The 22,634-nt window shown below is 44.7% G+C and carries 21 protein-coding genes; 3 read left to right on the forward strand and 18 right to left on the reverse strand.

All coding sequences use genetic code 11. From position 1 onward, the window contains the following. The 5 genes from aceE to OMP94_RS03425 form a co-directional block, all read right to left on the reverse strand. Window positions 1–2,655: a pyruvate dehydrogenase (acetyl-transferring), homodimeric type gene (aceE, locus tag OMP94_RS03405; protein WP_266276444.1), complete on the reverse strand. Its 2,655-nt coding sequence runs from the start codon at window positions 2,653–2,655 to the stop codon at window positions 1–3. Window positions 2,656–2,819: 164 nt separating this feature from the next. Next, on the reverse strand, window positions 2,820–3,374 hold the full coding sequence (locus tag OMP94_RS03410) for a sulfite oxidase heme-binding subunit YedZ (protein ID WP_266276026.1): 555 nt from the start codon (window positions 3,372–3,374) through the stop codon (window positions 2,820–2,822). Window positions 3,375–3,427: 53 nt separating this feature from the next. Then, window positions 3,428–4,384 carry a protein-methionine-sulfoxide reductase catalytic subunit MsrP gene (gene msrP, locus OMP94_RS03415; RefSeq protein WP_266276030.1) on the reverse strand — a complete coding sequence of 319 codons (957 nt, stop codon included), beginning with the start codon at window positions 4,382–4,384 and terminating at the stop codon, window positions 3,428–3,430. An 8-nt stretch (window positions 4,385–4,392) separates the two neighbouring features. Then, window positions 4,393–5,001: a DoxX family protein gene (locus tag OMP94_RS03420; protein WP_266276032.1), complete on the reverse strand. Its 609-nt coding sequence runs from the start codon at window positions 4,999–5,001 to the stop codon at window positions 4,393–4,395. A 70-nt stretch (window positions 5,002–5,071) separates the two neighbouring features. Then, on the reverse strand, window positions 5,072–5,368 hold the full coding sequence (locus OMP94_RS03425) for a low-complexity protein (RefSeq protein ID WP_266276034.1): 297 nt from the start codon (window positions 5,366–5,368) through the stop codon (window positions 5,072–5,074). A gap of 215 nt (window positions 5,369–5,583) precedes the next feature. Between OMP94_RS03425 and OMP94_RS03430 the strand changes: the two genes are divergently transcribed. Together OMP94_RS03430 and OMP94_RS03435 are read left to right on the forward strand one after the other, a co-directional pair. Next, a complete protein-coding gene (locus OMP94_RS03430; RefSeq protein ID WP_266276036.1) occupies window positions 5,584–6,201 on the forward strand; it encodes an RNA polymerase sigma factor in 618 nt (205 codons plus the stop codon). Beyond that, entirely contained in the window at window positions 6,202–6,453 is a 252-nt protein-coding gene (locus OMP94_RS03435) for an anti-sigma factor family protein (protein WP_266276038.1), read from the forward strand. It begins immediately after the preceding gene. Here the strand turns inward: OMP94_RS03435 and OMP94_RS03440 are convergent. The 8 genes from OMP94_RS03440 to OMP94_RS03475 form a co-directional block, all read right to left on the reverse strand. Further along, entirely contained in the window at window positions 6,444–6,689 is a 246-nt protein-coding gene (locus OMP94_RS03440; RefSeq protein WP_266276040.1) for a DUF1244 domain-containing protein, read from the reverse strand. The two genes, OMP94_RS03435 and OMP94_RS03440, sit on opposite strands and share 10 nt — an antisense overlap. After that, complete coding sequence (locus OMP94_RS03445; RefSeq protein ID WP_266276042.1) at window positions 6,682–8,703, reverse strand: ABC transporter ATP-binding protein; 2,022 nt, start codon at window positions 8,701–8,703, stop codon at window positions 6,682–6,684. Before OMP94_RS03445 ends, OMP94_RS03440 begins: the two co-directional genes overlap by 8 nt. Further along, window positions 8,700–10,109, reverse strand: a complete 1,410-nt coding sequence (locus tag OMP94_RS03450; RefSeq protein WP_266276044.1) for an ABC transporter permease — start codon at window positions 10,107–10,109, stop codon at window positions 8,700–8,702. The genes OMP94_RS03445 and OMP94_RS03450 overlap by 4 nt, the downstream gene beginning before the upstream one ends. Before the next feature lie 12 nt (window positions 10,110–10,121). Further along, window positions 10,122–11,078 carry a 4-hydroxy-3-methylbut-2-enyl diphosphate reductase gene (gene ispH, locus OMP94_RS03455; protein ID WP_266276046.1) on the reverse strand — a complete coding sequence of 319 codons (957 nt, stop codon included), beginning with the start codon at window positions 11,076–11,078 and terminating at the stop codon, window positions 10,122–10,124. Then, the gene (gene pheA, locus OMP94_RS03460) at window positions 11,078–12,166 is read right to left on the reverse strand and encodes a prephenate dehydratase (protein WP_266276048.1); all 1,089 of its coding nucleotides are present in this window, start codon (window positions 12,164–12,166) and stop codon (window positions 11,078–11,080) included. Before pheA ends, ispH begins: the two co-directional genes overlap by 1 nt. A gap of 2 nt (window positions 12,167–12,168) precedes the next feature. After that, on the reverse strand, window positions 12,169–13,248 hold the full coding sequence (gene serC / locus OMP94_RS03465) for a 3-phosphoserine/phosphohydroxythreonine transaminase (protein ID WP_266276050.1): 1,080 nt from the start codon (window positions 13,246–13,248) through the stop codon (window positions 12,169–12,171). A gap of 3 nt (window positions 13,249–13,251) precedes the next feature. Continuing rightward, window positions 13,252–15,831, reverse strand: a complete 2,580-nt coding sequence (gene gyrA / locus OMP94_RS03470) for a DNA gyrase subunit A (protein WP_266276052.1) — start codon at window positions 15,829–15,831, stop codon at window positions 13,252–13,254. A 95-nt stretch (window positions 15,832–15,926) separates the two neighbouring features. After that, on the reverse strand, window positions 15,927–16,571 hold the full coding sequence (locus OMP94_RS03475) for an ABC-type transport auxiliary lipoprotein family protein (RefSeq protein WP_266276054.1): 645 nt from the start codon (window positions 16,569–16,571) through the stop codon (window positions 15,927–15,929). A gap of 108 nt (window positions 16,572–16,679) precedes the next feature. Between OMP94_RS03475 and OMP94_RS03480 the strand changes: the two genes are divergently transcribed. After that, window positions 16,680–17,195, forward strand: coding sequence for an adenine phosphoribosyltransferase (locus OMP94_RS03480; RefSeq protein WP_266276056.1), 516 nt, complete (start codon window positions 16,680–16,682; stop codon window positions 17,193–17,195). Here the strand turns inward: OMP94_RS03480 and thiE are convergent. The 5 genes from thiE to thiC are packed head-to-tail and all read right to left on the reverse strand — an operon-like array spanning window position 17,172 to window position 22,554. Continuing rightward, on the reverse strand, window positions 17,172–18,659 hold the full coding sequence (gene thiE / locus OMP94_RS03485) for a thiamine phosphate synthase (protein ID WP_266276058.1): 1,488 nt from the start codon (window positions 18,657–18,659) through the stop codon (window positions 17,172–17,174). The genes OMP94_RS03480 and thiE overlap by 24 nt on opposite strands. Before the next feature lie 4 nt (window positions 18,660–18,663). Continuing rightward, a complete protein-coding gene (locus OMP94_RS03490) occupies window positions 18,664–19,458 on the reverse strand; it encodes a thiazole synthase (RefSeq protein WP_266276446.1) in 795 nt (264 codons plus the stop codon). 2 nt (window positions 19,459–19,460) lie between these two features. Continuing rightward, on the reverse strand, window positions 19,461–19,673 hold the full coding sequence (gene thiS / locus OMP94_RS03495; RefSeq protein ID WP_266276060.1) for a sulfur carrier protein ThiS: 213 nt from the start codon (window positions 19,671–19,673) through the stop codon (window positions 19,461–19,463). Then, a complete protein-coding gene (locus tag OMP94_RS03500) occupies window positions 19,663–20,727 on the reverse strand; it encodes an FAD-dependent oxidoreductase (protein WP_266276062.1) in 1,065 nt (354 codons plus the stop codon). The genes thiS and OMP94_RS03500 overlap by 11 nt, the downstream gene beginning before the upstream one ends. Window positions 20,728–20,745: 18 nt before the next feature. Then, the gene (gene thiC / locus OMP94_RS03505; RefSeq protein ID WP_266276064.1) at window positions 20,746–22,554 is read right to left on the reverse strand and encodes a phosphomethylpyrimidine synthase ThiC; all 1,809 of its coding nucleotides are present in this window, start codon (window positions 22,552–22,554) and stop codon (window positions 20,746–20,748) included. Window positions 22,555–22,634: the final 80 nt, after the last annotated feature.

A 22,634-nucleotide genomic window follows, 5' to 3' on the forward strand; every position in this document is an offset into this window, starting at 1 on the left:
TTACGCCTTAACTGGGTTTACTGCATCTGCATTGATTTCGTATTGCTTAATCGCTTTTTCAACCACGTCATATTTGATATCACCTTGGTCTGCTAACGCGTTTAACGTTGCAACAACAATGTGATGACGATCAACTTCAAAGAAGCTACGCAGTTGTTCACGAGTATCACTACGACCAAAGCCATCAGTACCTAATACGGTGTAGCTGCTCTTAACCCATGGACGGATTTGCTCAGCATACATACGCATATAGTCTGTTGCAGCCACGACAACACCTGGTTGCTCATCCAAGCACTCAGAAACATAAGCACGTTTCTTGGGCGCAGTAGGATGCAGACGGTTATGACGTTCAACGCTCTGACCATCACGAGTCAATTCGTTAAAGCTTGTTGCACTCCAAACGCTGCTTGATACTTTCCAGTCGTTTTCTAACAGCTCAGCTGCTGCTTCAACTTCACGCAGAATCGTACCACTACCAACCAATTGTGCTTTCAGCTTGTGTTTACCACCCGCTTTCAATTGGTACAGACCTTTAATGATGCCTTCTTCTACACCCTCTGGCATTTCCGGATGAGTATAGTTTTCGTTCATTGCCGTCAGGTAATAGAAAACATTTTCCTGTTTTTCATACATACGGCGCATACCGTCATGAACGATAACAGCAACTTCATAAGCATAGGTTGGATCGTAGCTGATGCAGTTAGGTACTGTGTTTGCCAAGATCATGCTGTGACCATCTTGATGCTGCAGACCTTCACCATTCAGCGTTGTACGACCAGCAGTACCACCAATCAAGAAACCTTTCGCTTGGATGTCACCGGCTAACCAGCACAAGTCACCAACACGTTGGAAACCGAACATCGAGTAGTAGATGTAAAACGGAACCATATTGACGTTGTAGTTAGAGTAAGCCGTCGCAGCCGATACCCATTCAGACATCGCACCCGCTTCGTTAATACCCTCTTCCAGGATTTGGCCTTTGGTATCTTCGCGATACCACATGACTTTGCCTGAGTCTTCTGGCTCGTACATTTGACCTGAAGATGAGTAAATACCAACGCTACGGAATAAACCTTCCATACCAAAGGTACGCGCTTCGTCAGGTACGATTGGTACGATATTTTTGCCAATAGACTTATCACGAATCAACGCTGTCAATACACGGACAAATGCCATCGTAGTAGACAGCTCACGCTCGCCACTTGACTTTAAGACCGCATCAAAAATCTTTAAATCTGGAATCGTTAAAGCTGGTGCGCTGTTGTTACGTTTCGGTAAGAAACCGCCTAACTCTTCACGACGCTTTTGCAGGTACTCTTTCTCTGGGCTGCCATCTTTCAGCTTGATGTATGGGATCTTATCAATTTGCTCATCAGAAACTGGAATATTGAAACGATCACGGAAGCGTTTCATTTGTTCGATTTCGAGTTTCTTCTGTTGGTGAGTGGTGTTCTGACCCTCACCCGCTTCACCCATACCGTAACCTTTGACTGTTTTCGCTAAGATAACAGTTGGTTGACCTTCATTATCAACAGCACGTTTGTAAGCTGCGTAGATCTTACGTGGATCATGACCACCACGGCTCAGATTCCAGATATCTTCATCTGTCATATCTGAAACCATGTCTAACAATTCTGGATACTTACCAAAGAAGTGTTGGCGAACATACGCGCCATCTTTTGCTTTGTAGTTTTGATATTCGCCGTCGACAACTTCTTCCATGCGTTTTAACAACAGACCATGTGTGTCACGGGCCAACAGCTGATCCCAGCCACTACCCCAAAGCACTTTGATGACATTCCAGCCAGCACCACGGAATAAAGCTTCTAATTCTTGTACGATCTTGCCGTTACCACGAACCGGACCATCCAGACGTTGCAAGTTACAGTTAACAACGAAAATCAGGTTATCGAGTTTTTCACGACCAGCCAGTGTGATGGCACCTAATGATTCTGGCTCATCCATCTCACCGTCACCCAAGTAAGCCCAAACATGGCGGCCACTGGTTTTAACGATGTCACGGTGTTCCATGTATTTCATGAAACGTGCTTGGTAAATAGCGAGAAGCGGACCTAACCCCATTGAAACTGTTGGGAACTGCCAGTAATCAGGCATCAACCAAGGGTGTGGGTATGAAGACAGACCTTTACCGTCAACTTCAAAACGGAAACCGTCTAACTGTTCTTCTGTCAGGCGACCTTCAAGGAATGAACGTGCGTAGATACCTGGTGATGAATGACCTTGGAAAAAGACCATATCCGCACCGTTACCGTAGTTATCACCTTTAAAGAAGTGGTTAAAACCAACATCATATAAGGTTGCAGCAGATGAGAAGCTGGCAATATGACCACCGACTGAACCAGGTTTCATATTGGCTTTAACAACCATCGCCATCGCATTCCAGCGAATGTACGAACGTAGTTTTTGTTCCATGGCTTGGTCGCCTGGAATACGTTCTTGTTGGTCAAATGGGATTGTATTTACATATGCTGTGTTAGCACTGTAAGGCAGATTGATGCCGCTACGACGCGCCATATCAATCAGTTTTTCAATTATGAGGTGGGCTTTCTCTTCGCCGGCGACTTCAATGACGGACTCTAACGCATCCAGCCATTCTTGTGTTTCCTGTGGGTCTTGATCGACAAAATCAGTCATAAATACCTTCTTAAGATCTAAAAACGCCGTTAATAACAACGCAGCATTGTAACAGTTTTTGCCAGATTTCATCCCCTAAATGGCTGCTACAGCTGATTAGGCAACAGCTTGATCACAGGTTATCCACAGATAGGTCGAGATAAAATTTGTGTTACAGCAGATACTTAAGTTCGCGCAAGGGCTACAGTCTTAAAAATTTGACGATAAATTCTGACAGCAAACAATAGCGATAAAATCACTATGTAGATGACCGGCTCCGTAATATCGGCCTTCACTAGCATCAGAAAATGTAGACATGACAGCGCTGCCACGACATAAGTTAGCTTATGTAACTGCTTCCACCGCTGTCCACCAAGGCGTTTCATCATTTTGTTGGTTGAGGTGATAACTAATGGTAACAATAGCAGCATGCTGATGAAACCAATAGTGATGAACGGCCGCTTAATAATGTCTTTAAGTATTTCAGTCCAATCAAAAAATTGATCGAGCCATAAGTACAAAAGCATATGAGTAACGGCATAAAAAAACACAAATAAGCCTGCCATGCGGCGAAATCGGATAATTTGATTAAAGCCCGTTAGCCATCGAATAGGCGTTAGCGTTAATGTCAGTAATAAAAATCGTAATGCCCAGGTACCTGAATCGCGAGTTATGGCCTCAATTGGATTTGCACCAAGCTGATCGGTAAATAAAGCGTAAGTCAGCCATATTGCAGGCACTAACGCTGCAATAAAAAAAAGTACTTTAAAGTGACTGACCCGCAACATATTGCTTAGAAATACTTTCGTAAATCCATGCCATCGTAGAGGCTTGCAACCTCTTCACCATAGCCATTAAACATTAAGGTTTCTCGCTTTAGAAACTCACCAATTCGGCGTTCACGTTTTTGGCTCCAACGAGGATGATCAACTTCCGGATTCACATTGGAATAAAAACCATACTCACCTGCATTGGCATGCATCCAAGCGGTTAACGGCATTTCTTCGACAAAGCGAATTCTGACAATCGATTTAATACTTTTAAAACCATATTTCCATGGCACTACTAGGCGTATCGGTGCACCATTTTGCCCTGGCATTTCATGCCCGTATAAACCTGTCGCCAGTATTGTTAATGGATGCATAGCTTCGTCGATTCTAAGACCTTCGATATACGGCCACTGTAAAACCCGGCGGTTTTGCCCTGGCATTTGTTGTGGATCAAACAAGGTGGTGAATTCGACAAACTTAGCATTCGCATTGGGTTTGGCCGCTTTTAAGATGTCAGCCAATGGAATACCAATCCATGGAATCACCATAGACCAGCCTTCTACACACCGCATACGATAAATACGTTCTTCGAGTGTTTTCCCTTTTAGCAACTCGGTATATTCGTAATCACCCGGATTATCACATTGACCATCGATTTTAATCATCCAGGGTTTATTGGGATCGGGGAAATCCGCAGCTAAAATCGCCGGTGATTGTTTATCAGTACCAAACTCATAGAAGTTGTTATAGGTCGTGATGTCTTGGTAAGAGGTTAACTTTTCCTCGGTTGAAAAATCACTGTTTTTAACATTCTCAATGACCTCCCCAGTTGGTTTTGTCTCGGCAAAACCCGGTGTTGCCATTGCTGCTGTGGCAAGCCCCATCGCACCGTTGATAAATTGTCGACGGTTAAGAAAAACATTGTGATCAGTTACTTCAGACTCAGGTAACTGCCATGATTGTTTTTTTCGGATAAACATTGTGCCCCCTACTCGACTTTTTTAGCCAACCAGTAATCAATACTGAGATAACGCCCCGCGCCCATGAAAAATAGCGTCACGAGCATGATGAAATAAGTGGCTGCGAACTCAATACCGTTATTTAAAACGACAAAATTTCCATATTCAGTTAACCAACTGTAATTGCCATGCTCCTGCAAAATATCTTTGGCACGAGCTAAGCGTTCAATCGCCTCAGGCGCATGAGCCGATGCAAACGCACTACTTGGGTCATGGATCGCCTGCCAGCCATTTTTCCAATGCACACTAAATGCAGCGACCAGCATCGTGACCATCAAAGGAATACTGATCCAACGCACCGCTAAACCAAGCAATAACAAAATGGCACCAAAATATTCTGCGCTCCAGGCCAAATAAGCCATCAACTCAGGGAAAGGTAATCCCAATCCCCAATCAGGATTGGCAAACCAATTAATCGTGCCTTGTAATGAACTATTTGGATCAAGTGGATTCCACTTATTGTTTGCCGCGACCCAAAATACAGGTACCAGATACAACCTTAATAAAACTGGTGCAATAAAATCGACTGCGCGCGTTTTATTAAGTATTGACTGAAGTTTATTTAATATATTTTTCATCGTGTGGCCTCTGCCCTTAAACAAACAAGGGCTCGGAGGAGCCCTTGTTGATATTGCTTAACAAAGGCGATTACTCACCACCACACTTGGCTTCACCGCATTTACCTTCACCATCTTTTTTCATGTCTTCGCCACATTTGGCTTCACCACATTTACCTTCGCCGTCTTTTTTCATTTCTTCGCCACATTTGGCTTCACCACATTTGCCTTCGGCATCGTGTTTATCAGCGAGTTGCATGTAGCCACTAGACAGCTCGGCACTGGCAAACGGGTTGCTGTCAGCATTTGCCATTGGAGATAAAGCCAAACCCGCTGTAAGCGCGACACCGGTTGCTAAAGCGATAGAAGTTTTTTTGCTTGTTGCCATGAGATACATCCTTTATAAATTTGCAAAAACCAACCGATAAAATTACCGGCCTTAACAACTAGACTCACAACAAATCGTTTTGTTACAGCTTTTTTTTAAAAAACAATAAGCATCTGTTTTTAGTAATTCATGAGCGATTTTTATCAACCGTTGTGTGTATGATGAGTGAAGAAAATGAACGCCTATCAACATTGCGTTAAGAAACTTAAGGGAATATGACGACTCATCCAGACAATCCATTCGCTGATGATAAACAGCTTATAGATGCCTTACTGTCTGGTGATGCCGCTGCATTTGATTGGTTAGTCAGTCAACATCATAACCGGATGCTGGCAATTGCAAACAGCATCATAGGTGAAGCTTTTGCTGAGGAAGTTGTTCAGGAAGCCTGGCTCTCTGCGATTAATGGTCTGGGTCAATTCGCTGGCCGAAGCAGTCTATCAACCTGGTTAATACAAATTACAGCAAATGGTGCAAAGTCACGCTTGCGCCGTGAGAAGCGGAATGTATCGCTTGATGAGGGTTGGGATGAGCAAGCGCATGAAGCGCGCTTTGATCATACTGAGCATTGGCGGCAGAGCATTCAACAATGGGAGCTGGCAACGCCTGAAGCCATCGCTGAAAATAGTGAGTTGTCCGCCATCATCGAACAGAGCTTTGCACAATTGCCACCCTTACAGCAATCCGTTTTGATGCTGTTTGATCTCGAACAAACCCCAATGCCAGAAATTTGTAACATTCTAGATATCAGTGCATCTAATGCACGTGTACTACTTCATCGTGCACGTGCGACGATTCAACAAAAAATTGCTAAATATCAGGACCCAAAATAAATGCTCAGTTGTAAAGAAGTAGCTGAACAAGCCAGCGACCATATAGATCAGCATCTCCGATGGGATCAACGGCTACGCTTTAAATTACATTTACTGATTTGTCGAAATTGTCGACGTTATGTCGCGCAGCTACGTTGCACGATTGAGAGCTTGCAGAAATTACCTATTAAACAAACGCCTCAACCAACTGAACAGCACAAATTACTGGCCAGTCGGTTGCGTGAGCAGGCGCGTAAACAAGATTATTTTTGATATTTATCTTTCCACTCACTATACGGCATTGCATATACGTATTCGCGAGCCCCGTCATAATCCATCTCAACACCTTTTTCTTCAGCCGCAGCTAAATACCACTTAGACAGACAGTTACGGCAAAACCCAGCCAGATTCATCAGATCAATGTTTTGGACATCTTTACGTTCTTGTAAGTGAGCCAATAGACGACGAAATGCTGCGGCTTCTAATTCTGTTTGTGTTTGCTTATCCATGATTTTCCGAATTTTTATATAAATAACAATTAACCACATGACCATTACCTAAGTCAGTGGTTTCAGGGTAGTCCAGTTTACATTCTGGCATCGCCTCTGGACACCGTTGGTGAAAGTGACAACCTGTAGGTGGATTTGCGGGTGACGGTAACTCACCACTGATACCGACAGGTGGTTCACTACTTTCAATTTCCGGTACAGCAGCCAATAAGGCTCGGGTATAGGGATGTTTTGGCTGCGTTAATACCTGCTCGCGGCTGCCTTGCTCAACAATTCGTCCCAAGTACATCACGGCCACACGATGGGCTAAATAATCCACTACGGCGATATTGTGAGTGATAAATAAAAACGATAAACCAAATTCATGCTGAATATCGCGCAGCAGGTTTAACACCTGTGCCTGTACTGAAACATCTAAAGCACTAGTTGGCTCATCACAAATAATGACTTCAGGCTCAGCTGCCAGCGCCCTAGCAATACATAATCTTTGACGTTGGCCGCCAGAAAAAGCATGCGGATAACGATTTTTGATATCAGTACGAAGCCCGACGCGTTCAAGTAACGTATCAATATGCTCATCACGTTCAGCCACGGTCATTTTCCTAAACCGTGAGTGCAGCCCTTCCTCCAAAATATGCCTCACCGTCATTCGCGGATTCATCGAGGAGTAAGGATCTTGGAAGATGATCTGTAAGGCGTTTCTGATAGGTTTAAGTTGACGGTTTGAAAGTTTATTTAACGTTTTTCCTTGAAAACGCACGGCTCCAGAGGTCACCGGAATTAACTGAAGGATGCCTTTCCCTACGGTACTTTTTCCGCAACCTGATTCACCGACTAACGCTAAGGTCTCAGCAGGATGTAGTGTCAAACTTAAGCCATCTACGGCTTTTACTTGCCCAACTTTACGCTGCAAAATTCCTTTACGAATTGGAAAGTGAATCCGTAAATCTTTTACTTGAAGTGCTGTTTGTTTAGCAGGAATAACCTCAGATAATTTGGCAATTTCAGGTTTATGGTCAACCGATGACAGCTCTTCTGGCGCATTGTGCGGATCAAATAAATGGCATCGAACACCATCATCAACTTGCCCAAACCAACTCGGCAGTTTCTCCTCACAAACTGATATCGATTTATCACAACGATCAGCAAATCGACAGCCAGTAAAATGCTGATTTAACGGCGGTACCGTACCTTTGATGACTGACAATCGCTGATCCCGCTTCTGCGCACCGGGCAGCGCTGCAAATAGCTTTTGTGTGTAGGGATGACGAGGTTGAGCAAAAAAAGCATGTCGATCTGCTGCTTCGACAATTTGTCCGGCATACATAACGGCTACTCTATCTGCCATTTGAGCAACCACACCTAGATCATGGCTAATAAGCAAAATTGCCATGTTTTTGTCACGTTGAAGTTGTTTGAGCAAACCTAATATCTGGGCTTGGATGGTTACATCTAAGGCCGTTGTTGGCTCATCTGCGATTAATAATTCAGGCTCACCAGCCAATGCCATCGCAATCATTACCCGTTGTTTCATACCACCAGATAATTGATGTGGATACTCTTTTAAACGTCTGGTCGGATCAGGTATTCCGACATCATCTAAAAGTTGCATACAGCGCTTTTGTATTTCAGCAGCCGTTAATTTGAAATGCCAACGTAAACTTTCTGACAATTGTTGACCAATGGTCAGTACTGGATTTAAAGAGCTTTGTGGCTCTTGGAAAATCATCGCGACCCTACGGCCTCGAATATGCTCCATTTGTGCTTCAGATAAGCGCAGTAAATCAACGCCATCCAGTAAAATCTCACCAGCCGTAATGTTACTCGCTGGTTGTGGATTTAACCTTAATAGCGATAAAGCCGTCATGGACTTACCGCAACCCGACTCACCTAATAAAGCAAACGTCTCGCCTTGATTGATTTCAAAATCAATACCATCAACGGCACGAAATGGTGCCTCACCATTACCAAACCAAGTTTTTAAACCCTTAACTTGTAATAATGCTGTACTCATCGGCTTGCCTGCATACGTGGGTCAAAAGCATCACGGACAACATCGGCAAATAAATTTGCAGCTAAGACAAGAATGAACATAGAGATAAATGCTGCCGTTAATGACCACCAAACCACAGGATCTCTTGCCATTTCTAAACGAGCGCTATTGATCATATTGCCCCAAGAAATCATTGTGGGATCGACACCAACCCCAACGTAAGACAATACAGCCTCGGCCAACACCAGCCCACTAAAGTCGAGTACGACCGTTATCAAAATGATATGCATCAAATTCGGCAAAATATGACGATGCAATATCGTAAAGCCATTCACACCAAGTGCTCTAGCCGCTAAGACATATTCAGATTCACGAAGTTTTAAAGTTTCACCACGGAGGATTCGACACAAGCCTGTCCAACTGGTCACACCAAGGATTAAACAGAGGAATAAAAGCCGGATATCTGCGCGTTCGGCCGCTGTAGCAAAGCTTTCTGGGTGATTATTGATATACACCTGCAGCATTAACACAGCTGCAGCGATGAGTAGTACACCGGGAATAGAGTTTAGTGTCGTGTAGATATATTGGATGATGTCATCAAGCCAACCCCGAAAATATCCGGCCGCAATACCCAATAAAATCGCCAGCGGCAACATTACTAAGGTCGTTAAGGTGCCAATCATAAGACCTGTACGAATACTTTTTAGTGACTGATACAGGACATCTTGGCCGACTTTATCGGTACCCAAAACATGGTAATACTGTCCTAAGTGAATAAGATTAAAGCTGACCAGCAGGATTAAAAATAACGTTAAGTAGATTGTTCTGACAGGGAAAACACTCTCGCCGCTTAACCATTTTTTAGCCGTTGTTATAGTGCTTTTTTTCTGCCGAGAACTAAACTCAACAACCATTAACGCCATAATCGCTAGTGTCGTGACTAATGCCCAGAAACTACTAGTCATTATCCGCTCCGAAATATCCGACCATTTGGCATCAGGATCGGCTAAATGCCGTCCACCATAACGCAGGGGTGGATAGCCGTGGGTAAGGTTACCGTCCAGCATTTGCATTTCACGACTAAATAACCGGGTAGCAAATGGTGCAGAGTAAGTTTTCTCGACTTGAGTATGAAGTGGCGTAACTAAGACATCAAAGACACTTTTTACGTGACTGTCATAATGCACTTCATCACTGCCAGATTGGGCAGGTAAAGCACTTCGAAAATGTAGGGAATCCAATAAACCGATGCTGACGTAAACCGACAGCACCATAATCGCTATCACCCCACGTTTACGGGTAAAAACATGTAGCCATGGCGCACGAAGGTGCGGTTTACGTTGGATATAAAAGACGCCAGCCCCAATAACGGCCAGCAGGCTGAAGATTAGAATGTCCGTCCACAATAAAACCGGCAAAAAGGGCATAAAGCTCCTGTTTTAAATTTTTAGACGGCTTATATCTACTTTTAATTCCTTGGGCAGTGAGAAGGCAACATTTTCCTGTTGACCATTGTCTTCTTGCACATCTTCAATACCCAGCGCCTGCAAACGTTTGACGACATCTTGAACCAGTAGTTCAGGTGCCGATGCACCAGCAGTCAAGCCCACAGTTTCAATATTCTCAAGCCAAGCCGGATCAATCTCGTCAGCGCTATCAATAAGGTAAGCCGTAGTGCCTAACTTGTTGGCTAACTCTCTTAAACGGTTTGAGTTTGAACTATTTGTTGAGCCAACGACCAGAACCAAATCACATTCTTGCGCCAGACGTTTTACGGCATCTTGACGATTTTGCGTGGCATAACAAATATCATCTTTGCCCGGTCCAATAATATTAGGAAAGCGCTCACGTAAAGCATCAATAACAATCGCAGTATCATCGACTGATAAGGTGGTTTGTGTAACAAAAGCCAAGTTGTTGGGATCTTTAACCTCAAGCTTTGCAACATCCTCTGGCGATTCAACCAAGTACATTCCACCCTGCTCGGCTGAGTATTGCCCCATGGTGCCTTCAACTTCGGGATGACCGGCATGACCAATCAAAATACATTCGCGGGCGACTTTTTCGTGGCGAGCAACTTCCATATGAACTTTAGTCACTAATGGGCATGTTGCATCAAATACTTTCAAACCACGTTGCTTGCCTTCATTTTGCACAGCACGCGATACGCCATGAGCACTAAAGATTAGCGTCGAATCATCTGGCACATCCGTCAGCTCTTCAATGAAAATAGCACCTTTATTACGTAAATCATTGACTACTGTACGGTTATGCACGACTTCGTGACGTACATAGACCGGAGCACCGAATAATGTCAGTGCGCGTTCGACAATATCAATTGCTCTATCCACACCAGCACAAAAACCACGTGGATTGGCCATCAATAATTTCGTCATTACAACACCGCCTTAGGATATGAGCCTAGAACTCTAAAGACTGAAGACTCATCTTCAAGTTTATTTAATGCTGTGGCAACTGCCTCATCCTGACAGTGACCATCAATATCGATAAAAAACACGTATTCCCACATGCCTTTTCGGGATGGTCGTGACTCAATGCGACTCATACTAATACCACTATCAGCTAAAGGCTGTAGCAGTTTTTGTAATGCGCCTGGTTTGTTTTTGGTTGAGACCAATAAGGCCGTTTTATCTTCGCCACTGGCACTCACTTGCTGACTACCGATAACCAAAAACCGTGTGGTATTACCAGCTTCATCTTCAATATTACTGGCAAGAATTTGCAGACCATAAATGGCAGCAGCATTACTCGCGGCAATCGCTGCAGCAGATTCATCCATTTCAGCAACACGGCGCGCTGCTTCAGAATTACTATCTAACGGAATTAGTTCAGCATGCGCCAACTGATCACCGAGCCACTGACGACATTGCGCTAAGGCTTGAGGGTGAGCATAGACTGTTTTTACTTGGCTTAAATCAGCAGCTTTACCAAGAAGATAATGATGAATTCGCAATGACACTTCGCCATTAATTTTTAATGGTGAACTGATGAAACGATCCAAGGTGTGGCTGACGACACCCTCTGTAGAGTTCTCAACAGGCACAACACCGTAACAAGCATATTCAGTTTCAACGGCGCTGAATACATTGGCTATTGTACTTACAGGTTGAAACTCAGCAGAACCACCAAAATGTTTGAGTGCAGCTGCCTGCGTAAATGAGCCCTCTGGGCCTAAATAAGCAATACGAAGCGGCTTTTCGGCTGCCAAGCAAGCAGACATAATCTCTCTGAACAAACGCGCCATTTCCTTATCGGCTAAAGGGCCTTTGTTGCGAGCCATCACATTTCGCAAGACCATCGCTTCACGCTCAGGGCGATAAAAGTCACTTTGATCGCCAACAGATTGCTTTATTTCAGCAACTTGATGGGCAAGCGCGGTCCGTTCATTGAGCAGTGCCTGAATTTTTTCATCGACTGCATCAATTTGCTGACGCACATTTTGCAAAGCTTTTTGTTCTGACATCCTTAACCGAACCTACGCTCGAATTCCGCCATAAAGGCAATCAGTTTATCAACGCCCTCTTCTGGCATCGCGTTGTAGATACTAGCGCGCATACCACCAAGATCGCGATGACCTTTTAAGGTTAATAAACCTTGTGTCGCCGCCATTTGCAAAAACTGCTTGTCCAGACTGCTATCGGCTAATGTGAAGGGAATATTCATCCATGAGCGATAACGCGGATCAACTGGATTAGCGTAAAAATCACTACCATCAATAGCAGCGTATAACTTAGTCGCTTTACGGCCATTAATTTCGGCCATGGCTGACAAACCACCTTGCTGCTTCAACCATTGAAACACCAGACCAGCAAGATACCAACTGTAAGTTGCAGGTGTGTTATACATTGATGCATTGTCAGCATGAATTTGATAATCAAACATCGTCGGTGTGCCCGGTAATGTTTTACCCATCAAATCACGACGAATTATCACAATACACAAACCTGCCGGGCCAATATTTTTCTGGGCACCGGCGTAAATCATGCCAAAACGATTAACATCGACAGGTCGCGATAAAATCGTCGATGACATATCCGCAATCAGCGGGGCCTTACCCATTGTTGGAATATCATGAAATTCCACTCCATGAATGGTTTCATTAGGCGTGTAATGCAGGTAAGCGGCATCATCTGATACTTGCCAATCAGCAAAATCTGGAATGGTCGTGTAGTGACTTGGTTTAGCGTCAGCAACGACATTTACTTCACAGTAACGACGGGCTTCGTTAATCGCTTTTTCTGACCAAGCACCGGTGTTGGCATAGTCCGCTCTATGGGCACCCCGCAGCAAGTTCATTGGGATCATCGAAAACTGGCTTGATGCACCACCTTGCAAAAATAGCACAGCATAATCATCCGATATGCCCATAAGCTCACGAAGATCGGCTTCAGCCTGTTGTGCTATTTCGGTATATTCAGGTCCACGATGGCTCATCTCCATCACTGACATACCTGAACCGCGCCAATCGAGCATTTCCTCGCGCGCTTGTTGCATTACTGCATCCGGCAACATGGCCGGACCAGCACTAAAGTTATAGGCTCTCAAGGCTTACTCTTCTGCTAAATCTTCAACATCTGCTGAGTCAACAGCATCACTATCTTCGTCTTCGATGACGCGTTCTACACCCACCAATTTTTCATCTTTGGTGAGGTTTATCAGTCTTACACCCTGGGTATTACGGCCTACCAATGACACATCTTTAACTGGGGTTCTTACCAAGGTACCGCCATTGGTAATCAACATGATTTGATCTTCATCATCAACCTGGACTGCACCAACAACTTGACCATTACGAGCAGAGGTTTGGATTGAGATAATGCCCTGACCACCACGGCCTTGAACACGGTACTCTTCAAGATTGGTACGTTTACCGTAACCAAACTCGGTTGCCGTCAAGATTGGACCTTCAGGACGGGCAATGATCAAAGAAATGATCTTCTCACCGTCAGTTAACCGCATACCACGAACACCGCGCGAGACACGGCCCATTGAACGGACATCGGTTTCGGGGAATCGGATAACTTTACCGTTGGTGCTAAACAACATGACATCAGATTGACCATCAGTCAGTGCCACATCAACCAGTACATCGTCTTCTTTGAGATCAACAGCGATGATACCGTTAGCACGTGGACGCGAGTAATCTACTAAAGGCGTTTTCTTAACCGTACCGCTTGCTGTTGCCATAAAGATAAATTTATCGGCTTCAAATTCACGAATTGGTAATACCGCGTTGATCCGTTCACCCTCTTCTAATGGCAACAAGTTAACGATTGGTTTACCACGTGCAGTACGACCACCTTGAGGTAATTCATACACTTTTTTCCAATACACTTTACCGGCGCTTGAGAAACACAGCAGCGTGTCATGCGTATTGGCAATGAAGAGATGCTCAACGAAATCTTCATCTTTCATGGAGGTTGCGGCTTTACCCTTACCACCACGACGTTGCGCCTGATATGTATCAAGCTGTGTGGTTTTCGCGTAACCAGCATGAGACAAAGTAACGACCATCTCTTCTTCACAGATAAGATCTTCTAAAGTGAGATCTAAATGTGCATCAAGAATTTCAGTGCGACGTTCATCACCATATTCTTCGTTGATAGCCACCAATTCCTGACGGATAACCGCCATCAAATTATCGGCATCACTCAGAATCGCTAATAACTCTGCAATTTGATCTAATACTTCACGATATTCTTGCAAGATTTTGTCTTGCTCAAGGCCTGTCAGACGATGCAGACGCATATCCAAAATCGCCTGTGCTTGCACAGGTGATAAGTAATATTGACCATCGACTAACCCAAACTCTGATGCCAAATCTTCTGGGCGTGATGCTTCAGCACCAGCAGCGCCGAGCATTTCCAGAATCATTTCGCTACGCCAGCCGCGAGAAACTAGGCTTTCTTTTGCTTCAGCTGGGTTTGGAGAGGCTTTGATGAGTTCGATAACTTCATCAATATTAGCTAATGCCGTCGCCAAGCCTTCTAAAATGTGGGCACGCTCACGTGCTTTGCGTAGTTCAAAGATCGAACGGCGCGTTACGACTTCACGGCGATGACGAATAAATGCTTGTAATACTTGTTGCAGGTTGAGTGTACGTGGCTGACCATCAACAATAGCCACCATGTTGATACCAAACACGGTTTGCAATTGCGTTTGTTGGTAAAGATTATTAAGAATAACTTCGGGTACTTCACCACGTTTTAAAACGATAACCATCCGCATGCCGTCTTTGTCAGACTCATCACGGAGGGCTGAAATACCTTCGATTTTCTTCTCTTTAACCAGCTCAGCAATTTTTTCTAACAGACGCGCTTTATTAACCTGATATGGCAATTCGTTAACAACAATGCTTTGTTGACCTGTTGCATCATTGGTTTCAATATCAGCGCGAGCACGCATGTAAACACGACCACGACCTGTTTGGTATGCCTCAGCAATACCGCGCGCACCGTTGATAATAGCAGCTGTTGGAAAGTCTGGGCCCGGTACATATTCCATCAAACCTGCAACATCAATGTCTGGCTTATCGATCATCGCAATACAGGCATTGAGAATTTCAGTCAGGTTATGAGGCGGGATATTCGTTGCCATACCGACCGCAATACCTGAAGAACCGTTAACTAACAGTGCAGGAATTTTTGTCGGTAAGACTGCTGGCTCTGATTCTGATTCATCGTAGTTAGGGATGAAATCAACAGTCTCTTTATCAAGATCCGCCAGCATTTCATGGGCAATTTTCGCCATCCGCACTTCGGTATAACGCATGGCCGCCGGCGGATCACCATCCACCGAACCAAAGTTACCTTGACCATCCACCAGCATGTAGCGCATCGAGAATGGTTGCGCCATACGAACCATCGTGTCGTAAACAGCTGTATCACCGTGTGGGTGATATTTACCGATAACGTCACCGACAATACGCGCCGATTTTTTATAGGGGGCATTCCAGTTGTTGCCGAGTTCTCGCATGGCATACAAAACACGACGATGTACTGGTTTCAGACCGTCACGTACATCTGGTAGCGCCCGACCGACAATTACGCTCATCGCATAATCGAGGTAGGACTGCTTCATCTCCTCCTCGATGCCAATCGAGTCAAGTTCCAGCGCAATCTCAGACATTCAGTTTTCTTCCTAAAAAATGGGGTCGCGGATGATTGTTACAAAAGAATGAATATTACCACTCTTGCCGAATTACTGCACGACTAAGGAAATGGCTAGGGTGACCCAGCTTTTGCAAAATAATCGCTTAAATCAATCTCCAGCGTGGCGAGAATCTCTTCAAGACCATTTTTCCAACCGGTTACAACTTCTGATGGACGGGTTTCATCGATGTCTGCATCTACCCTGAAACCGGTTTGAAACAACATCTTACTGTCAGCATCGACGCCAGCAGGACTTAGGAAAAACTGCATTTCGACCACGGCAGTTGGCGAATGTGCGGGACGCGCATCACCATATAATTTGGTTAAGGCACTTTCTAAAACTAAATCATGCGGTTCATTTGGATCAGTTACGACCTTACTAAATAACCCGCTTTTGGCTAACCAGCGCTCCATTTGCGCAGTAAACATTGGCTGAGGATTGGTTAACAACTCATGAGGCGGTTGTGGTTCATATTGATTTTCGCCAACACGAAACATGATTGTCGCCTGACGATAATAGGGGGCAACCCGAATAGGTTTGATTAATAAGACACGGTCTTGCGCAAACTGCGGCGCTACATTTCCTCTATCAGCTTCGATGATATATAGCCTGGGTTGCGAAGCGTATTCATCAGCCTCTCCGCCACCGAAACTAAAGCAACCAGATAGAGTAAGCACCAAAGCCAATAACAGAATTTTTTGCCAGACAGTACGCACAGAGATCAACACTCCCTAACCAAGAAAAACCCTGCTTATGCAGGGTTCAAAAAACTATCGCTATAATAACGGTCAGTCGCCATTAACCTCAATAAGCAGGAGAGTCCTTTGGAAACATTAACCGCGCATATTCGTGATATTCCAGATTTTCCATCCGAAGGCATTATCTTTAAAGACATCACACCACTACTTCGAAATCCCGAAGCTATGCGTTTAGCGGTTAATGCGCTCATTCTTCCTTTTCAGGATCATCCTGTAACTGCTGTTGCCGGTATGGAAGCCCGTGGTTTTGTTTTTGGTGCGCTTGCAGCACAAGCGCTCAATGTTGGCTTTATTCCATTACGTAAACCCGGCAAATTACCGCACGATACACATAGTGTTGATTACGAACTGGAATATGGCAGTGCAGCATTAGAAGTCCACCGAGATGCCATTCAATCCGGTGACCGTATTCTTATTGTTGATGATGTACTTGCCACCGGTGGTACGGCATTGGCTAGCTGCCAATTGGTTGAAGCATTAGGTGGCGATGTTGCTGGTTGTACTTTCCTATTAGAGATTGGCCCGCTTAATGGTCGACAAAAACTACATCAGTATTCTTTACACAGCGTTCTGCAAACTTAGGTTGACCTCTTCTGGCCATAAGTTTAATAAATCACGACATACGGTTTCATAGTCATCGGCCTTAGTAATTGCAGAAATCATTGCAACACTGCCAACACCGGTTGTTTTAATCGATTCTGCTCTAGGCACATCTATGCCACCGATAGCCACTAACGGAATATCTTCAACGATAGTCAGCCACTCTCTTACTCGTTGATGGCCTTGCGGTTGCCAAGGCATCTGTTTACTGTCTGTTGCATAGACAGGCCCCAAGGCTAAATAACTCGGATTTATCGTCAGTGCCCGCGCTAATTCCCAATACGAATGCGTTGAAACGCCTAGTCTGATATCGGCTTTAGCAATCTCTGTGATATCTGCTTCATGTAAGTCTTCTTGACCAAGATGCACACCATAAGCACCAGCCTGAATTGCAGCCTGCCAATGATCGTTAATAAACAAACGACTCTCTGGATATTTATGCGCTATTGAAACGGCTCTCTGGATTTGCGCTGTTATCAGCGTTTGGTCTTCACTTTTAACACGCAGTTGTACGGTACGAATACCCGTTTTCAAACATTTCTCAACCCACTCGGCTGAATCAACCACTGGGTAAATACCAAGCTCAGGACAGTTTGGAAATTTAATCGCGGTTTGGTGAATACCCGCAACGCTCATATCAATGCGCGGCAATAAGTTACGGCTTAATTGTAACGGTTGATGCGAAAGCACATGATAAGGGCCAATCACTTTTGCATTTTGATAGCTTTGATTTAGATAAGTACGTCCCAATACAGTGGCATCACGCAGTGAATGCCCTAAAGCTAAATGACTGGCAATGGCCGACGCCAAGACACAACCCGTCCCCCTCACTACGTATTCATAGCGGTCTGTAGTGATATAAAACTGTTCGTCCTTGTCTTGAAAAAAATCACTGCATGATTCTTCAGAATCATGTCCGCCTTTGACTAAGCAAGCAGCTAGTCCACTGTTAGACAGTTTATACACAGCAACTTGATCAGATGTTTCACCAGATAACTTAATTAACTCTGGCTTATTCGGCGTTAACAACGTTACTAGTGGCAATAACTGTTTACTAATCGCATCAATGACTTGTTCGTTAACACCATGCCCACCACTACTTGCAGTTAATACGGGATCTAAAACTACCGGTATTGATTTACCCGATAACCACTTTGCAATCACGGCGACGATTTCGTGATTAGGCAATAAACCGATTTTGATAGCAGCGATCTCAAAGTCAGCAACACAACATTTAAGTTGCTCTGTAAAGTCATCAGCAGATAAAGCGTTAAGCGATATCAAACCTTGCGATGTTTGCTCTGTTAAACACGTCACCAACGGCACTGGATGTAAACCAAGCTGACTCACTGTTTGGATATCTGCGGTTAGCCCAGCAGCGCCTTGGGGATCTAAGCCACCGATTAATAAAACTGCTTGCTTCGTTATTGTATTGTCACCTGTCACAACATTAACCTTGCTGCCAAATCGGTTGGTCTAATGTTGGCGTACTTGGTTTGGCTTGTAAGCGTTTGGGCATAATGCCTGCTTCATAGGCTAGACGACCAGCATGAATGGCCTCTTTAAAAGCTTGGGCCATTACTTCTGGTGATAATGCTTCAGCAACCGCGGTGTTTAATAAAATCCCATCGAAACCTAACTCCATTGCCATCACCGCATCTGAAGGTTTACCTATACCGGCATCTACCAATAAATTCATTTCCGGTAAACGCTCACGTAATACAGTTAATGCATATGGGTTTAACAACCCCTGTCCGGTGCCAATTGGAGCGCCCCACGGCATTAAGACCTCACAGCCCAAATCTGCCAGTTTTTGGCAAAGCACAAGATCATCAGTGCAATAGGGAAAAACTTTGAATCCTTCTTTAATCAAGGTTTCCGTAGCTTCCAGTAAAGCAAAGGGATCGGGCTGTAAATTGAAACTATCACCTAAAACTTCTAACTTTACCCAATCCGTCTCAAATAATTCGCGAGCCATTCTTGCCGTTTTTACTGCTTCCGCAGCACTGTAGCAACCGGCTGTATTCGGTAATAAATGACACCCTAAGTCTTCAATCATTTGCCAAAACTGTTGACCGTTTTGACTATCACTAGCTGTTTGCCGACGAAGCGAAACAGTGATGACCTCAGCACCTGAAGCCTGAATAGCATCACACATGACTTTTGGGGACGGATACAAAGCCGTACCAATAAATAAGCGACTATTTAGTGTCTGCCCATAGACTTGCCATTGATTGGTTTGCATCATTAACCTCCGCTAATGGGTGACAATATATCGATACGGTCCCCATCATTAATTAGGCATTCTGACAAAGCTGTTTTCGGGATCACCGTATCGTTGACCACCGCGACAAAGCGACCTTTGTTAAGGCCTTTAGACGTGAGCAGTTCAGATAAACTTTGTTCTGAATACGATGACATTTGCTCGTCATTTAACGTGATATTGATTTCAGTTGGCATAAGCAGCCATATCCTGTTTTTCGGTGATCATCGTCATTAGCTCCGAGACCATATACGGGCCTAATAAGAAACCGTGGCGGTAAAAACCATTAATCTGATATCCCCAAGATGTTGTTCGAATACTTGGCAGGTGATCTGGGAGTGCTGGACGGCAATGAGCACGCATCTCTAATACTCTAGCCTCAGCAAAGCCTTTATCAATGGTGTAAAGCGCAGACAATAATTCCATTGCACTACGCACACTGATATCACTTCGATCTGCTGACTCAATCACCGTCGCACCAATCACATATTCATTATTGGGTCTGGGTGCCAAGTAGATGGGATAACGTGGATGCAGTAACCGCACACAATGTGCGATATCAACTTCAGGCGCATGCACACGTAAAACCTCGCCGCGAACACTTCTAAGATCAGCGATATCTTGTCGACTTCCATTGCCACGGCAATCTAAGGTCATATCAAAAGCTGAAAAAGGTTTATGTAGAGCCTCTCTACAAACCTTATCAAGTGACTTCTCATCCATCTGTGTCAGCGGTGGAATTTGATGCCACTCAGCTTGTTTCTGCAGCATTTCACCGATGGCTTTAAACAACTGCCGATTGTCTAAACACGCCTCATGCTCAAACCATAAGGCTTCATTAAAACTCTCCGCCAATGCCGGTGAATATTGTGCAACCGTGTCCTTGTCTAACCGCTGGAAATCACCGGGTTCAAGAATATGTTCTGCACGTAGCCGATAACGTTGTAATTCACTCTGATCACCGCTGTGAGCCACAACCATGGTGCCGCATTGGGGGAAAAACACCGGAGTTGTTAATTCCGCTAACCAATGACGCCATAATGACAAACTCTGTAAGCCCTGATCTCGTAGCGTTTTGCTATCCGTCACAGCTTCAGTAAATGGTGCAATCATTGATGCAGCAATATAACCGGCACTATCGGTACCGGTCATATCATCACTGGAGAGAATCGTGACTTCATGACCGGCAGCCAGCAAACGCCAAGCTGCCAATCGCCCCACTAATCCACTACCAACAATCAGAATGTTCATGCTTGAAGATTTCAGCGCTTAGACTTGCTGATAAATCTTACTACCGCCCGCTTTGAATTCCTCTGACTTCTCAGCAAACGCTTCTTTCACATCGTGAGAGATCTTCATTGAACAGAATTTCGGGCCACACATAGAGCAAAAGTGAGCAACTTTGGCTTTCGGCTGCGGCAACGTTTCATCATGGAATTCACGAGCGGTATCTGGATCAAGGCCCAGATTGAATTGATCTTCCCAACGGAACTCAAAGCGTGCTTTTGAAATCGCATCGTCACGGATTTGAGCACCCGGGTGACCTTTAGCCAAATCTGCCGCATGCGCCGCGATTTTGTAGGTAATGATACCTGTCTTAACGTCGTCTTTATTTGGCAGACCTAAGTGCTCTTTTGGTGTGACATAACACAACATCGCCGTACCAAACCAACCAATCATGGCTGCACCAATACCCGAGGTAATGTGGTCATAACCAGGCGCGATATCTGTTACTAATGGACCTAAAGTGTAGAAAGGTGCTTCTTTACAGACCTCTAATTGCAGGTCCATGTTTTCTTTGATCTTGTGCATTGGCACGTGACCCGGGCCTTCAATCATGACCTGTACATCATGTTTCCAAGCGATATCGGTCAATTCACCTAGAGTGCGTAATTCCGCAAACTGCGCAGCATCGTTGGCATCAGCCTGACAACCAGGACGTAAGCCATCGCCTAATGAGAAAGACACGTCATAGGCTTTCATGATTTCGCAAATTTCTTCAAAGTGCGTGTACAGAAAGCTTTCTTGGTGATGCGCTAAACACCATGCTGCCATGATCGACCCACCTCGCGAAACGATACCCGTTACCCGATCAACTGACAGTGGAATATGGGCTAAACGAACACCTGCATGAATCGTAAAGTAATCAACACCCTGCTCTGCTTGTTCAATCAGCGTGTCACGGAAAACTTCCCAGCTTAAGTCTTCGGCAATACCGTTTACTTTCTCCAGTGCTTGATACAACGGTACCGTACCAATTGGCACTGGCGAATTACGGATGATCCATTCACGGGTTTGGTGAATATGTTTTCCTGTCGACAGATCCATAACTGTGTCGCCACCCCAACGGGTGCTCCAAACCATTTTCTCGACTTCTTCTTCAATCGAAGATGTGGTGGCAGAGTTACCGATATTGGCGTTGATTTTGACCAAGAAGTTACGACCAATAATCATTGGCTCCGCTTCTGGATGGTTGATGTTGGCAGGAATAATTGCACGACCTTCGGCAACTTCTTTACGAACAAAGTCAGCCGTGATGTGATTGGCAGCACCTTCCGGTAATTTGCCTTCCGCTTCCATGGTTGCACGACCCATGCTTTCACGAATAGCAATGTATTCCATTTCAGGAGTAATAATGCCCTGACGAGCGTAATGCATTTGGCTTACGTTTTGGCCGGGTTTAGCACGACGAGGTAAACGACGATGCGCAAACAGCGGAATATCAAACTGCTGCTCATCTTGTTCACGGGTGTATTTTGATGTGAATTCACTTAAGGTTTCGGTATCACCGCGCGAATCGATCCAAGCTGCGCGAATCGGTGGTAAACCTTGTTCGATGTTGATTTCAGCGTTAGGGTCGGTATAGATACCTGACGTATCGTAAACCAGCACAGGTTCGTTTGGAGTACCCGGTAATTGTGGATCACGATTAGGTGTGTCGGTCAGTTTGATTTCGCGAAAAGGAACACGAATATCATCACGACTGCCTCGGACATAGACTTTTTCACTGCCGGCTAATGGCGCAGTACTAATACCACTCCGTTCGCTAATATCGATAATTTTTGGATTGGCTGACATACGTTTCCCCTCGATTGAATAAAAAAGTCGGGGAAATGAAAACGTTGCGCGTCAGCGAACAAGAATAAAGCATACACGGC

It is taken from the genome of Methylophaga sp. OBS3 (assembly GCF_026319325.1).
In the GTDB taxonomy this organism is placed as follows: Bacteria; Pseudomonadota; Gammaproteobacteria; order Nitrosococcales; family Methylophagaceae; genus Methylophaga.